General features: G+C 62.4%; 11 protein-coding genes. 8 read left to right on the top strand and 3 right to left on the bottom strand.

What is annotated here, in order from left to right:
• The first annotated feature begins 175 nt into the window (after window positions 1-175).
• Together MOD31_RS09345 and pgm are read left to right on the top strand one after the other, a co-directional pair.
• Entirely contained in the window at window positions 176-931 is a 756-nt protein-coding gene (locus tag MOD31_RS09345) for an SDR family NAD(P)-dependent oxidoreductase (RefSeq protein ID WP_166842668.1), read from the top strand.
• 273 nt (window positions 932-1204) lie between these two features.
• On the top strand, window positions 1205-2866 hold the full coding sequence (pgm, locus tag MOD31_RS09340) for a phosphoglucomutase (alpha-D-glucose-1,6-bisphosphate-dependent) (RefSeq protein ID WP_250820412.1): 1662 nt from the start codon (window positions 1205-1207) through the stop codon (window positions 2864-2866).
• Between the two features lie 179 nt (window positions 2867-3045).
• Here the strand turns inward: pgm and MOD31_RS09335 are convergent, their stop codons facing one another.
• On the bottom strand, window positions 3046-3651 hold the full coding sequence (locus tag MOD31_RS09335; RefSeq protein ID WP_223941387.1) for a malonic semialdehyde reductase: 606 nt from the start codon (window positions 3649-3651) through the stop codon (window positions 3046-3048).
• A gap of 203 nt (window positions 3652-3854) precedes the next feature.
• On the opposite strand from MOD31_RS09335, the gene opgC reads away from it, so the two are divergent.
• Window positions 3855-6365, top strand: coding sequence for an OpgC domain-containing protein (gene opgC / locus MOD31_RS09330; protein ID WP_250820411.1), 2511 nt, complete (start codon window positions 3855-3857; stop codon window positions 6363-6365).
• Between the two features lie 85 nt (window positions 6366-6450).
• Window positions 6451-7806, top strand: a complete 1356-nt coding sequence (locus MOD31_RS09325; protein ID WP_250820410.1) for a uracil-xanthine permease family protein — start codon at window positions 6451-6453, stop codon at window positions 7804-7806.
• A gap of 47 nt (window positions 7807-7853) precedes the next feature.
• Here the strand turns inward: MOD31_RS09325 and MOD31_RS09320 are convergent, their stop codons facing one another.
• Together MOD31_RS09320 and MOD31_RS09315 are read right to left on the bottom strand one after the other, a co-directional pair.
• The gene (locus tag MOD31_RS09320) at window positions 7854-9320 is read right to left on the bottom strand and encodes a lysozyme (RefSeq protein WP_250820409.1); all 1467 of its coding nucleotides are present in this window, start codon (window positions 9318-9320) and stop codon (window positions 7854-7856) included.
• 136 nt (window positions 9321-9456) lie between these two features.
• Window positions 9457-10068, bottom strand: coding sequence for a nucleotidyltransferase domain-containing protein (locus MOD31_RS09315; RefSeq protein WP_142937229.1), 612 nt, complete (start codon window positions 10066-10068; stop codon window positions 9457-9459).
• 293 nt (window positions 10069-10361) lie between these two features.
• Here MOD31_RS09315 and MOD31_RS09310 point away from each other — a divergent pair, with 293 nt between their 5' ends.
• The 4 genes from MOD31_RS09310 (at window position 10362) to MOD31_RS09295 (ending at window position 15198) form a co-directional block, all read left to right on the top strand.
• Window positions 10362-11678, top strand: a complete 1317-nt coding sequence (locus MOD31_RS09310; protein WP_142937230.1) for an ABC transporter substrate-binding protein — start codon at window positions 10362-10364, stop codon at window positions 11676-11678.
• A 63-nt stretch (window positions 11679-11741) separates the two neighbouring features.
• The gene (locus tag MOD31_RS09305) at window positions 11742-12842 is read left to right on the top strand and encodes a carbohydrate ABC transporter permease (protein ID WP_166842664.1); all 1101 of its coding nucleotides are present in this window, start codon (window positions 11742-11744) and stop codon (window positions 12840-12842) included.
• Window positions 12839-13741, top strand: coding sequence for a carbohydrate ABC transporter permease (locus MOD31_RS09300; protein WP_142937232.1), 903 nt, complete (start codon window positions 12839-12841; stop codon window positions 13739-13741). Before MOD31_RS09305 ends, MOD31_RS09300 begins: the two co-directional genes overlap by 4 nt.
• The gene (locus MOD31_RS09295; RefSeq protein WP_250820408.1) at window positions 13741-15198 is read left to right on the top strand and encodes a GH1 family beta-glucosidase; all 1458 of its coding nucleotides are present in this window, start codon (window positions 13741-13743) and stop codon (window positions 15196-15198) included. The genes MOD31_RS09300 and MOD31_RS09295 overlap by 1 nt, the downstream gene beginning before the upstream one ends.
• Window positions 15199-15212: the final 14 nt, after the last annotated feature.

Here is a 15212-nt window from a genome sequence, read left to right as displayed (position 1 = left end):
CAGGGGCGCCACATAAGGTAGCGCGCGACCCGCGCGTGTGCCACCGAATCACGTAGGGGCATATTCATGCATACGCATGGAATATTTTCGAGCCGGACTTGGTTTTCATCGATAGCGACCTAAATCATCGCTCACCAACTAAATCTGCGGGGCCCTGTCCCGCAAAGGAGGAATCATGGGTAACTTTGAAGGCAAAACCGCGCTCGTCACCGGCGGAGGCTCCGGCCTCGGGGAAGCAATCAGCAAGGACCTCGCGAAGAACGGCGTCAACGTTGTTGTTGTGGACGTCAACCTCGACGCCGCCACGCGCGTAGCCGAGCAGATCACGGCCGACGGCGGCACGGCAGTACCGTTCCAAGGCAACACTGCTGTGGCCGAGGACAGCAAGAAAGCCGTCGACTTCGCAGTGGAGACGTACGGAGCCCTCAACTACGCCGTCAACAATGCCGGTATCGGCGGTGCCAGTGCTCCCGTTGGAGAAATCGACATCGAGGACTGGGACCGGGTCATCGCCATTAACTTGAGTGGCGTCCTCTACGGAATGCGCTACCAAGTCCCGGCCATCCTTGCCGCCGGCGCATCCGAGGGCGCCATTGTGAACATGGCATCGATCCACGGCGCCGTAGCCGCTCCCGGCAACGCCGCGTACACCGCAGCCAAGCACGGCGTTGTGGGCATGACCAAGAACGCTGCCGCTGAATACGGAGCTCAGGGCCTTCGCGTCAATGCAATCGGCCCCGGCTACATCGACACTCCCTTGCTGGCCGCCGCGCCGAAGGAAGTTGTCAGCGGGCTCGAAGCGAAGCACCCGCTTGGCCGATTGGGCACGGCCGAGGAAGTCGCGAACGTCACCACGTTCCTCCTCTCCGACAAGGCCAGCTTCATGACCGGCTCCTACGTGCTCGTCGATGGCGGCTACACCGCCGTCTAGCGTTCCTAGTTTCGTTCCCACTGGGTTGTTCGCTACCCCTACCCCCGATCGCACCCCTAACCTCTGGAGCGAATGGCGCGAAAGGGTGCGCCACCGGTGAACAAGTGGCGCACCCAAGGGGAACGGGTGCGCCTGCTGTGGTGTGAACGGGGAATGAATCTTTGCTGACTCGGCGGTTTTTCTCCTGACGTAACAACGCCATTCGGCGTCACAGGGGCCGGATCGGCGGACATTTCGTGTCAGCTGACGCCAAGGTCTGGCATGCTGGACCCCATGGCTAGCCGAGCGGGCACAGTTGCCCTTCCCCAGGACCTTGTTGACATCACAGCCCTGCTGGACGCGTACTTCGACGTAACTCCAGATCTGGGCGACCCTGCGCAGCGCGTGGCATTTGGTACGTCCGGGCACCGCGGATCCAGCTTGAAGGCGTCGTTTAACGAGCCGCATATCCTCGCGATCACGCAGGCAATCGTCGAATACCGTGGCCGTCAGGGCATCACCGGGCCGCTGTTCATCGGACGTGACACCCACGCCCTCAGTGAGCCGGCGCAGAACTCAGCACTGGAAGTACTAGCTGCCAATGGCGTCACCGTTCTGGTGGACGCACGCCACGGTTATACCCCGACGCCGGCGCTGAGCCACGGCATTCTCAAGTACAACCGCGAAGCCGCCCCGGGCACTCCCCAGGCCGACGGCATCGTGGTCACCCCCAGCCACAACCCGCCAGGTGATGGCGGCTTCAAATACAACCCTCCGCACGGCGGCCCCGCTGACACGGACGCAACGGGTTGGATCGCCGACCGCGCCAACCAGTTGCTTGAGAACGGCCTCCGCGGGGTCAAGCGCATGCCGTTGAACGATGCCCTGGCCGCCGACACCACCGGCAAGTTCGACTTCCTCAGCAGCTATGTGGACGACCTCCCTTCCGTGCTGAATCTTGACGCCATCCGGAACGCCGGCGTCCGCATCGGGGCTGATCCCATGGGTGGCGCGTCCGTTGACTACTGGGGCGAGATCGGCGAGCGCCATCAGCTGAACCTCACGGTGGTCAACCCCACCGTGGATCCGCAGTGGGCTTTCATGACCCTCGACTGGGACGAGAAGATCCGCATGGATTGCTCGTCGCCGTCGGCCATGGCGTCGCTGATCCAGCGGATGGCCGCCGGTGCCGATGGTACCGCCGCCTATGACATCGCCACTGGCAACGACGCCGACGCCGATCGCCACGGCATTGTGACACCGGATGGTGGGTTGATGAACCCCAACCACTACCTGGCCGTAGCCATCGATTACCTGTACCGGAACCGTAGCGGCTGGAACCCCGAGTCTGTTGTGGGCAAGACGCTGGTTTCGTCCTCCATCATCGACCGCGTTGCAAATGGGCTCGGCCGCAAGTTGGTTGAGGTTCCCGTGGGCTTCAAGTGGTTCGTGCCCGGATTGCTCTCCGGTGAGGGCGCGTTCGGTGGCGAGGAATCGGCCGGAGCATCCTTCAATAAGCTCGACGGCAGTGTGTGGACTACGGACAAGGACGGCATCTTGCTGGCCCTGCTGGCGTCGGAGATTACAGCCGTCACCGGCAAGTCTCCTTCACAGCTGTACAAGGGTTTGACTGACCAGTTCGGCGCGCCTGTTTACGCACGCATTGACGCTGCGGCCACCCGCGAGCAGAAGTCCAAGCTGGGCAAGCTCTCCGCCGCGGACGTCACCGCGACTTCCCTTGCAGGCGAAGAGATCACGGCCAAGCTCACCGAGGCTCCCGGCAACGGCGCGTCAATCGGGGGCTTGAAGGTTGTCACGGAGAACGCTTGGTTCGCGGCACGGCCTTCCGGCACCGAGGATGTGTACAAGATCTACGCCGAGTCCTTCAAGGGTGCGGATCACCTGAAGCAGGTCCAGGAAGAGGCCAAGGCGTTGGTGGACGGCGTTATCGCGTAACTTCCTCAAATCTTCTCTCACATTCCAGCCTTAAATCCGGGTCCCTCTCTCCCGGGTGGAAGTGATAGAGCGTTGGCCCCAAACCCGAGGGATGTGAGAGAACGTCCAGAGGGTCGCCCCGTTAAGGCAAAACGCCCGCTCACACGAAAGTGAGCGGGCGTTTCTGCTGCGGGAAGACTCTAGACGGTGCGCACAACGTCGTCGTAAGCGAACTTCGGCTTGGCTTCGCCCCAGGCGTCCGGGCCGGGCTGGCCGATGTTGACCACCAGGAAGCTCTTCTGGTCGCCGGCCGGGAAGAATTCGGCGTCGATTGCGGAGAAGTCGGCACCGGTCATCGGGCCAGCGGCGAACCCCAGCGAGCGCACGGCGAGGATGAAGTAGCCGGCCTGCAGGTGAGCGTTGTTGTTGCCCGTAGCAGCGGCGAAAGCGGGGTCGGCGTCGTACATAGCCTTGGGCGCGTCGTAGGCGGGGAGGAACTTGTCCCACTGGCCCTGCCAGTCGGTGTCGTAGGACAGGATGGCAACCAGCGGGGCGGACGCGGTCTTGGCCTGGTTGCCACGCGAAAGGGTGTCCACCAACTTGGCGCGGGCCTCGTCCGAGCGGACGTAGGTCACGCGGAGCGGCTGGGAGTTGAATGCGGTGGGGCCGAACTTGGTGAGCTCGTAGATGGCGCGGGCCTGCTCGTCGGTGACCTCGCCGGCGAAGCTGTTGGCGGTGCGGGCTTCGGCAAAGATGGCGTCGACTGCTGCGGCGTCAATGACTGCTTCTTCGTGTGCAATCGTCATGGGTAAACCTTTCGCTGGGCCCGGCCCTGAACCGGCCGGGCACGTCTGCTTTCCATGGTTGCAACTTCAACTTCCGTTGTCCTCTTCCCATGACGGCCCGTGACGTTGGGCACAGCGCAAAAGTCGGTAGCATCGTGCATACGAGCTGCCACCCGTTGTGGGGGACGTTCAGCCGTGGGAATGACGACACCAGAAGGGGCCTGATGCCTACCTTTCCCTTAGCGGCCCGCCAGCGGGCACTGGCTGTTCTTGTGGTGCTTTTGGTGATGTTCCTGATGCCAACCGGGCAGGCGTTGGCGTCCACGCAGACACTCGGTTCCGAACAGCAGCAGCCTGGCGTCGAGGATCCTGGAACACGCTTTTTCGGGGCTTTGCTGGACTGGGACAAGGACTCAGCTGCGGATTACGCCCAGCGACTCGGTACGCCCGCGGCTTTGTACGGCCAGAACGTGTCCATGCCCGTGGATGACGGCGGCCGCGAATATTTGAAGGGTTACTTCTCCAAGATCGCGGATCAAGGCTCGCACGCGCTGCTCACGGTCCGCCCCGGGATCGCCCTGAAGGACATCGACGACGACGTTGCGTCCGCTTTTGCGCGTCAAATCACGACGGCGGCAGCCGGCTTCCGGGGGAAGGTCCTGGTCCGCTTCGCACCGGAAATGAACGCCCCGTGGGTCAGCTGGGGACAGGAGCCGGAAGCTTATCGAGCTGCTTTCGACAACGTAGCCGCAGCACTCCGGTCCACCCTGCCGGATCCGGAGATGGTGTGGTCTCCCACAGCTGAGAAGGATTACCCGTTCCAGAGTGCAACGTCTACGCCTCCCAAGGGTGTGCCCTTGGGATCGGTGGACACGAGCGGTAATGGCGTGTGGGATCAGGATGACTCCGCTTTTGAGCCGTACTATCCGGGCGACGACGTGGTGGATTGGGTTGGGCTGTCCGTCTATCACGACACGACGGGCGCCGGTAAGGCCAGCAATACGCTGCCCACGGCGGGTGAGTTCAATGAAGCCCTGCACGTATCCAGCGGGGGAATTTCCAGCGGCGGGGCTGGGACGGACAATTTCTACAACACCTATGCACAGGCCCGCGGCAAGCCTCTCTTGGTTGAGACGGGGGCTTTCTACTCGCCCGGAGCCGGTGGCGCTTCTGAGCTGGACGTCAAGCAAACGTGGTGGCACCAGGTCTTTGCCTCGGTGGCGGAGCCCGGTAATGGGGCGGTCCGGGCTGTGGTGTGGAATGAGACCACCGATGTGCGCGAACCAGGGCGGGTGCCCATTGACTGGAGGAGCACTGCTGAGCCCCAGCTGGCCACCCCGTTCCGAACCTCGTTGGACACCTCAGGCCTCACCCTTGGACCTGTCACTGAGAAGGGCCTGGACAACGTGCCCGGCATTGAGGCCCCTCAAGCGAAGAGTGGGACGGTCATACAAGGCTGGGCGGCGTGGGCTTCGGCCGGGTCTGTGCTGATTGCTGTGGCGGCATTGTGGCTGTTGTCCTCGCGGGCTTTCGCCAGTAAATGGTCCTACACAGGCACGGGTAAGCGTGATGCGCGGATCGACATGCTCCGGGGCCTGGCCATCGTGTTCGTGGTGGTGAACCATGTGGGCATCAACTCCGTTTTCCAGCTGCTCAGCCAGGAGACCTTGGGGGTGGTTTCCGGTGCGGAGCTCTTCGTCATGCTCTCCGGTGTGGTCCTCGGCATGGTTTACGGTCCCCGGATAGCCACCGACCTGGGTGACGTTGTGGACGGGACCACCAAGCGCGCTTGGAAGTTGTACTTCACGGCCCTTGCCGTGGTGTTGATCGTGTACGGGCTGAGCCTGCTTCCCTTCATAAACGCCGCAGCAGTCACCACCTTCACGGATCAAGGAACCGGCGGGGCAGGCCGCGCAGCGGCAGGCACTACGTACGATCTCTACGCCGGGATGGAGGGACTGCTGCAGTTCCCCGTCCCGCAGGGTCTCATCCCGGCTCTGCTGTTGCTGCAGGTTGGGCCGTGGCAGTTCAACATCATGGGGCTCTACGTGATCCTGTTGCTGATTAGCCCCCTGATCCTCGTTGCGCTCTCGCGCGGATTCACGTGGCTGGTCCTCACGCTCAGCGTCGGCCTCTACACGGCGGGATCAATTTTCCGTTTCCGCCTGCTGCCGTCGCAGTTCGAGGATTCTTTCCCGCTTCTCGTGTGGCAGCTCTTGTTTGTTGTGGGGATGACCGCCGGGTTCTATCGGCGTCAGATCATCGAGTGGTTCGGTGACCCGCAGCGCCGCCTGCTTCTGGGAGTTTGCGTCTTCCTGGCCGCTGCCTGTGCGGTGTTCTCCTGGAGCGGCCCTTACCTGACCAATCAACTGGACGTTAGGCTCGCGCTGATCCCGGAAAGCACGTTCAGGTTTGTCTACGACACCTTCTTCAGTAGGACCTACCTTGGCCCGGGGCGGGTGCTCAACGTCTTCCTCATCACCATTGCCCTGTACGCATTGTTGAGTGCTTTCTGGAAGCCGTTGTCTCGTGCCGTGGGCTGGTTCTTCATACCTCTGGGCCAGGCCACGCTGTACGTGTTCATCATGCACGTGTTCTTTATTGTGGCCATTGCCAACATCCCTGCCCTGCGGGACGGAAACCTGTGGCTGAACACTGCCGTGTACATCGCGTTGCTTGCCACACTGTGGGTAATGGTCAAAACAAAGTTCCTGTTCGGGCTGGTTCCCCGCTAGAGGCCAGCATTCGCCGCCGCCCCAAGGTCCGCATTGGCGGTAATGTTGCACCGAATCCCAATACTCTTCTGAGGAAGGCCCCGCCATGAGCATGCTCGGCATCAAATGGAAGCTCCACGGCAACGGCAAGTCCATCCGCCCCGGCCACGTGGTGGCCCCCGACGAGCGGCTCGCCTGGCCCCTGACCATCGGCATCGGCATGCAGCACGTGGTTGCCATGTTCGGCGCGACGTTCCTTGTCCCCATCATCACGGGCATGCCCCCGGCCACCACACTGCTCTTCTCGGGTATCGGCACGCTGCTGTTCCTGGTGATCACCAAAGGCCGGGTGCCCAGCTACCTCGGTTCGAGCTTCGCATTCATCGCCCCCATCATGGCGTCCCAGCAGCAGTACGGCGTGAGCGGCGCCTTGGGCGGTGTGGTGCTTGCCGGCGTCGTACTGGCGCTTATTGGTGCGGTGGTCCAGAAGTTTGGCGCCGAATGGATCAACCGGCTAATGCCGCCCATTGTCACCGGCGCGATTGTGGCGCTGATCGGCCTGAACCTCGCGCCGGCCGCGAAAGCGAACTTCGACGCCGCTCCCGTCACCGCGCTGATCACGCTGGTTACCATCATCCTGGTTTCCGTGCTGTTCCGCGGGATTCTTGGCCGCCTGAGCATCCTGGTGGGTGTTGTGGTGGGGTATCTCGTGGCGATGATGCGCGGCGAGGTCAACTACGAAAAGATGGACGCCGCCGCGTGGGTAGGCCTGCCACTGTTCCAGACGCCCGAATTCCACATCGGCGTGGTGGGCCTGTTTGTGCCGGTGGTGCTGGTGCTCGTGGCGGAGAATGTGGGGCACGTGAAGTCGGTGGCCGCGATGACCGGCCAAAACCTCGACGGCGTCTCCGGCCGCGCGCTGATGGCCGACGGCGCCGCGACGGTACTTGCCGGGTTCGGCGGCGGTTCCGGTACCACAACGTATGCGGAGAACATCGGCGTCATGGCCGCCACCAAGGTCTACTCGACGGCGGCCTACTGGGTGGCCGGTATCTTCGCCATCCTGCTGAGCTTCTCCCCGAAATTCGGCGAATTGATCGCCACCGTTCCGGCGGGCGTGCTGGGCGGCGCCGCGACCATGCTGTATGGCATGATCGGCGTGCTCGGCGTGAAGATCTGGGTTCAGAACAAGGTGAACTTCTCCAACCCGATCAACCTGACCACAGCCGCCGTCGCTTTGATCATCGGCATTGCTGATTACACGTGGACCATTGGCGAGCTGAAGTTCACGGGCATTGCACTGGGTTCCGCCGCTGCCCTGGTGATCTACCACGGCATGAAGGGGCTGGCCCTCTGGCGCGGGACTGTGGCCGAGCCGGAAACCGAGACGGCGGGGCTGCCGCCTGCGGTGAAGTCAGCAATGAATGCTGCGGCCAAGAGGGGCGGGAAGAAGGGGAAGTAGGGCTTCCTGCCGGGACCTGCGGATGAGGTGTGGATCCGGGAGCAGCCTTACTGGTCCCCAAACTTGGTGTCGAAACGGCTCATGAACGCGGCCATGGCATCGCGGGCCACCGGCTCAAAGGGCCTGTAGGTCTTGGTCCCATTGGCTTCGTTCCACCCGGAACTGATGCCACTGCTCGCCAGCCAGGTGATCTGCTTGTAGAACGGGTTGGTGGTGTCAACGTCCGCAAACGGCGACTCCGCTGGGGCATTGAACTCCGGCGAACCGGCCAGCCTGTACATGAAGGCGGCCATGGCATCGCGGGCTACCGGTTCAAGCGGGCGGTACGTCTTGGTCCCGTTCGCCTCAACCCATCCGGTACTAATGCCCTTGCTGGCGAGCCAGGTGATCTGCTTGTAAAACGGGTTGGTGGTGGCTACGTCGGCAAAGGGCGACTTGGCGGGGGCCGTGAACTCCGGGCTACCTTCCAAGCGATACAGGAAAGCAGCCATTGCATCACGGGCAACAGGGGCCAGGGGCCGGTAGGTCCTGGCTCCGTTGGACTCGGTCCATCCGGTTGAAATTCCACGGGACCCGAGCCAATTGACTTCGGTGGTGAATTGTCCCCCGGTTATGTCGGAAAAGATGGGGCCTGGGTTGCTGGCGAAGGCTGCCAGCTGCTGGACGGTACCGTTGAAAACATTCTGATCACCCGGGAAAACGCCGGAATCGGCGTGCTGCCACAGGGTGTAGGCCTGCCAACCTGCGGGCAGCTCTCCGGGCGTCGCTGACCACCTCGCGATGTGCAGCGGGTGGTTGCCGAATCCGTTGGCCCTACCCGTGCAGGTGTTCCACCAGTCCGTGGTGGTGTAGATGGCGGGAAGGCGCCCGGTTCGCGACAGGATGGTGGTGGAGAAGTCGGAGATCCACGAAACCATTTGACCCGGGGTCATTCCGTAGCAAGAGCTGCCGTAGGGGTTGTACTCGAGGTCCAACAGCGCAGGCAGTGCTTCACCATCAGGAGTCCAGGCTGCACCGCTCTGCAGGAAATAGCTGGCTTGAGCGGCACCGGAAGACGCGTTGGGAAGTGCGAAATGATACGCGCCACGCAGCATCCCAACCGAAGCTGCCCCGGCGTACTGGTCGGCGAAGTACGGGTTGCTGTATTCGGTTCCCTCGCTGGCTTTGACGTACGCGAACCTGGCCCCGTTTTCTGCAGCCTTGGTCCAGTCCACCACCCCTTGGTGGCTACTGACATCCATTCCGGGCACCCCCGGCAATGATGAGGCGGACTCCGTGGCCTGAAGGGTGAACAAGTGGCCTGCGCTTTCATGACCACGAATTGTAGATCCCATGGCGTGGTCGTTCTGGACTGTGGGCGATTCATCGGAAGCGGTGGCCGGCGTCGCACCGGACGCGATGAGAAGCATGGTGGCGAGCAAGGCAGCGGCCGTTTTGGTGCCGGCAATCCCTTGCGGCCGCCGTTTGGGTGACGTTTCCGGGGTGCTTGGGCAGCTGGGCGTGGAGAGTTTCATTCGACGATTCCTTCGGCATGCGGGAGGAACCGGCGCCCCCACGTGGTTCAGCCCAGCCTACAGCCAAACTAAAGGTCGACGTCGAGGAAAGCCCGCGAATCCTCTAGCCGCGCACCCGCATCTGACCTCGCCGTCACTAGGCAGCCGCCGCATCAAGCAGGCGGCGCGACAACCAGTGACGGTCACCGTGAACGTGGACGCCTTCCCTCATAATCGAGTCGAATATCGGTGCCGCCCGCACTTCGGCCGCTTCGTAAATCATCGGACGAACGTCGTTGCCGGTAAGGCGGTACACGTCCACGGCCAGGTTTCCAATCTGCTCATATAGGTCGTCGTCAGCACCGTCATGAATGATGAACAGCAAGTCGATATCAGAGTCATTGCGCATGTCTCCGCGTGCCGCTGAACCAAAAAGGGTTACCTGCAGCGGGCGTTCAGGCCATCTCAATATTGCGCGGGAAACAAAACGCATGAATCGATCCCTGCCCCGGGATGCTTCTGCGATGACGCCAGCGAGCATGTGGGATGAATTCAGGGCGTACTCGGTTCGGTTTCCGACTTGGATTCCCATCACAATGCCGCCCTCTTGAAGGCGCTCCAAGCATCGCCGAGTGCCCGACACAGAGGCTTGGATGCCGCGGTCCCGAACCAGATGCCCGGGTGTACTTGGACGACCGTCAGCCAATGCCATGAGGACATCAGCCTCAAGCGTCGGACAAATCGCCCTCAACGGGTTCTGCAGCTGCATGTGGTCTCCTAATCGCTTCTTATTGTACGCGATTTTTCAAACTTCCAGCCGCCCCGGAAGTGATCATCGAGGGACGGATTCTCGGCGACATGAGCCACCCAAAGCCCCGAGAGCTAACCCTTCGAGGGGCGGGCACCGAGGACGCGGCTAAGTGGTCGCCCGAAGACATAGAGCACTTCTCAGAGAGCGCTCTCTTGACGTACGTGACTTGCAGCACATACATTGGTCCCACATCCCAGAGAGCGCTCTCTCGCCGTTGGCGTACGGTCGCTCGAACACACAAAGGAGTGATCGTGGAGTTTTCACGACTAAGGAAATTCACTGCCCTGGCGGGCGTAGCCTCACTAGCCCTCGTAGCAGCGGGCTGCAGCGGCGGAGGCGATAAGGCGGCGAGCGCCGACAACCCCGTCACACTGACCGTGACCACCTTCGGCACCTTCGGATACGACGACCTGTATGCCGAATATGAGAAGCAGAACCCCGGCGTCACCATTGAGGCCACCAACATCGACCGCGGTTCCAACGCCCGGACCGATGCGTTCACCAAGCTCGCCGCAGGCTCCGGGCTCAGCGACGTCACGGCTATCGAGGAAGGCTGGCTCGGCTCCATCATGGAGGTCTCGGACCAGTTCGTGGACCTCAAGGAGCACGGCGCTGAGGACATCAAGGGCAACTGGGTGGACTGGAAGTTCAAGCAGGGCACGGACCCCAACGGCCGTGTGATCGGTTACGGCACGGACATAGGACCGCAGGCACTCTGCTTCAACGGCAAGCTCTTCGAGGCGGCGGGCCTGCCGAGTGACCGCGAGAAAGTCGCGGAACTTTTCGGCGGCAAGGACGGAAGCTGGGAAACGTACTTCAAGTTGGGCCGCCAGTACAAAGAGGCCACCGGCAAGGCCTGGTATGACCAGTCCGGCTTCGTCTGGAATTCCATGGTCAACCAGATGGACGAGGGCTACTACACCAAGGACGGCAAGCTGAACGTCGAAGGCAACAAGGAAATGCGGGCTAAGTTCGACATGCTCGCCGCCGGAACCGCTGATGGCCTTTCCGCCAACCAGACCCAGTTCGACTGGGGTAACGGCAAGGCCTTCGTGGACGGATCCTTCGCTACCCACGTTTGCCCGGCGTGGATGCTGGGCACCATCAAGGGCCAGCTCGAGTCCGCCGGCGGCGGACCGGCAAGCGGCTGGGATGTAGCGGATGTCTTCCCGGGCGGTGCCTCCAACTGGGGCGGTGCTTTCCTCTCGGTTCCCAAGACCTCCAAGCACCCCGCTGAAGCAGCCAAGCTGGCAGCATGGCTGACCGCACCTGAGCAGCAGATCAAGCAGTCCGCTGCGGCGAACAACTTCCCCAGCACCCTGGAAGCACAGGCAAAGATCGTGGAAGCGGCAAAGCCGAACGAACTGTTCAACAACGCTCCCTATGGCGCCATCTTTGAGTCCCGCGCTGAAGGTGTGATCGCACAGTTCAAGGGTCCGGATGACTCCGTGATCCAGGAGAACGTCTTCGGTCCGGCCCTCAAGATGCTCGACTCGGGCAAGGGCACCGCAGATGAGGCTTGGAATGAAGCCGTCAAGCTTCTCAACGACCTCGTGGTCAACAACTAGCAGCACCCGGCCGTGGGGCCTCCGGGAAACCGGAGGCCCCCTCACAGAGTCTGAGACCCGACCATGACCACCACCCTGAATCGCCCGGCAGCCGGCAGAGCGGCCGCCACCAAACCGAAACCGACGTTCCGCCAACGCCTGAATGTCTTCGACATGAAGGCATCCCCGTACTTCTATATCGCACCGTTTTTCATCCTGTTCGCCCTGGTGGGGCTCTTTCCCCTGGGCTACACGTTCTTCGTTTCCCTCTTCGACTGGCACCTGCTCAAAGGCCAGGGAGAGTTTGTGGGATTCCAGAACTTCGCAGAGGTTCTTCAAGACAGGTTCTTTTGGAACTCCCTGTTCAACACCGTCAGCATCTTCCTGATCTCCACCATTCCCCAGCTGATCATGGCAACCATCATTGCCGCGGTGCTGGACCAGAACCTCCGCGCCAAGACGTTCTGGCGCATGAGCATCCTGCTCCCCTACGTCGTGACTCCCGTGGCTGTTGCCATGATCTTCACCAACATGTTTGGCGAGCAGTACGGGCTGATCAACAACATCCTGGCCAGCTTCGGCATTGACCCCGTTATGTGGAAGAACGACACCCTTCCCAGCCACATCGCCATTGCCACCATGGTGAACTGGCGCTGGACCGGCTATAACGCCCTGATTCTCCTGGCTGCCATGCAGTCGGTGCCGCGGGATATCTATGAGTCCGCAGCGATCGATGGCGCCGGTTCGGTCCGGCGCTTTTTCAGCATCACGCTGCCGAGCATCCGGCCCACCATGGTGTTCGTCATTGTCACTGCGACCATTGGCGGGTTGCAGATCTTCACGGAGCCCCGGCTGTTCGATCCGGTGGCGGCGGGCGGAACGGCACGACAGTTCCAGACCACCGTGCTGTACCTGTGGGAGATGGCCTTCCAGCGGCAGAACTTCGGCAAAGCCTCCACCATCGCCTGGCTCCTGTTCCTGATCATCCTGCTCTTCGGCATCGTGAACTGGCTAATCTCACGCCGCATCGCCACCAACGGCGACGATCGCGGAGCAGCCAGTCGCCGCCGTCGTAAGCGCTCTTCCGCGGCGAAAGCAAAAGCGCACGACGCCGGCCTCGCCGCCCAGGCGGTAGCGGCAGAACCGGTAACGGCACCAGAATCAACCCCGAGGAGCGGGCAATGACCCTCACGCAAAACCGACCACAAGCGCCGGCTCCGCAGCGAACCTCCCGGTCCCTGACCGCCAGGAAAGCACTCTTTGGCAACGGCCGCCGGCCCGGGTTCCTCACCTACGGGTTGTTGCTCGCCTTTTTCCTGGCATCGGCCTACCCGCTCTGGTGGTCCGTGATCATCGGCAGCCGCTCCAACGAGGCCCTCGGCGAGACGTGGCCGCCGTTGTTCCCGGGCGGAAATTTCTGGACCAACGTCGGGGAGGTGTTCGACACCGTCCCGTTCTGGCTTGCGCTGGGCAACAGCGTGCTGATCTCAGGCATCATCACCATTTCCGTGGTGGGATTCTCCACCTTGGCCGGATATGCGTTTGCCAAGCTGCGCTTCCGCGGCCGCAACTGGCTGATGGTAGCGGTGATCGCCACTATGGCCATCCCCACGCAGCTCGGCATCATCCCCTTGTTCATGCTGATGCGCACGCTGGGCTGGACCGGTGAGATCGGCGCCGTCGTGATCCCTACGCTGGTCACGGCGTTCGGTGTCTTCTTCATGCGGCAGTATCTGGTGGACGTGATCCCGGACGAGCTGATCGAGTCGGCGCGCATGGATGGAGCGTCCATGATCTCAACGTTCTGGCATGTGGCACTCCCGGCCGCGCGCCCGGCCATGGCCATCCTGGGCCTGTTCACGTTCATGACGGCGTGGACTGATTTCCTGTGGCCTTTGCTGGTGCTCGACGCCGGCAATCCCACCTTGCAGACGGCGCTCAGCCAACTGCAGTCGGCCCGGTATGTGGATTACTCCATAGTCCTGGCCGGCGCCGTCATGGCAACACTTCCGCTGCTGGCCCTCTTCGTCGTGGCGGGACGACAACTCATATCCGGAATTATGCAAGGAGCAGTGAAGGGCTAATGCCATTCGAAGCAACAACCCACCCAGCGATCACTCCCTTTAACAGGGTGTGGCCCAAGGGCTTCCTTTGGGGCTCGGCCACCGCCGCAGCCCAGGTGGAAGGTGCCAGCCACGAGGGCGGCAAGGAAGATTCCGTGTGGGACGCTTTCGCCCGCGTTCCGGGCGCCATTGCCAACGGTGAAACGTTGAAGGACGCGGTGCGGCACTACCACCGCATGCCGCAGGACGTCAGGATCATGAAGGAGCTGGGCCTGGATTCCTACCGGTTCTCCACCAGCTGGTCACGCGTCCGTCCCGGTGGCCGGGCCGCGAACGCCGAAGGCCTGGACTTCTACTCACGTTTGGTGGATGAATTGCTCGACGCCGGCATCCTCCCTTGGTTGACCCTTTACCACTGGGACCTGCCGCAGGCGCTGGAGGAGAAGGGCGGCTGGGCCAACCGCGACACCGCCTACCGCTTCGTGGACTACGCCAACGACGTCTATTCGGCACTGGGAGACAGGGTTCAGCACTGGACCACCTTCAACGAACCCTTCTGCTCCTCACTCCTTGGCTATGCGGCCGGCGTGCATGCTCCGGGCCGTCAGGAGCCGGATGCTGCAGTGGCGGCAATCCATCACCAGCACCTCGCCCACGGCCTGGTGGTCAATGAGCTCCGGAGCCGCGGCGCCCAACAGCTGGGGATCACGCTCAACCTGAGCAACTCCATCCCACGGGATCCTTCCGATCCTGTGGACCTTGACGCCGCCCGCCGGTTTGATTCGCTGCAGAACCGGATCTTCCTCGATCCGATTCTCCGTGGTGTTTACCCGGAGGACACGCTCAACGACCTTGAGCAGTTCGGCATCCGGGACGTCATCAAACCTGGCGACCTGGAGATCATCGGTGCTCCCATCGACTTCCTGGGCGTCAACCACTACCACGATGACCTCATCAGTGGTCACCCCACTGATGAACACGGCGACGGCCACTCGGGCGGCGCAACCCGCCCGACGTCGTCGTGCTGGATTGGTTCGGAGGACATCGCATTCCCCAGCCGCGGCCTGCCGCGCACGGCCATGAACTGGGAGGTCAATCCGGACGGGCTGCGGAAGCTCCTGGTGCGCCTTGGCGAGGAATACCCCACGCTGCCACCGCTGTACATCACCGAAAACGGTGCCGCTTACCACGATGTGGTCAGTCCTGACGGGGCGGTCCATGACGCCGAGCGGACCCAGTTCGTGCTGGATCACATCACGGCCGTGGGCGAGGCGCTGGACCAGGGCGCCGATGTGCGCGGCTACTTTGTGTGGTCCCTCCTGGACAACTTTGAGTGGTCCTGGGGCTATGGCAAGCGCTTCGGGGTGGTTCGCGTGGACTACGACACCTTTGAGCGCACGGTCAAGGACAGCGGACTGGCATATTCGAGGGTCATCGCCTCGGCCAAGGCATCGGCCGACGCCACTGTGAACGCCTAAAGTAGCCTTCAAAG

The sequence above is a fragment of the Paenarthrobacter sp. TYUT067 genome (assembly GCF_023656375.1).
Lineage (GTDB): Bacteria > Actinomycetota > Actinomycetes > Actinomycetales > Micrococcaceae > Arthrobacter.
Note: the sequence above shows the minus strand (reverse complement) of the source record. Positions and strands in the feature narration are given on the sequence as shown.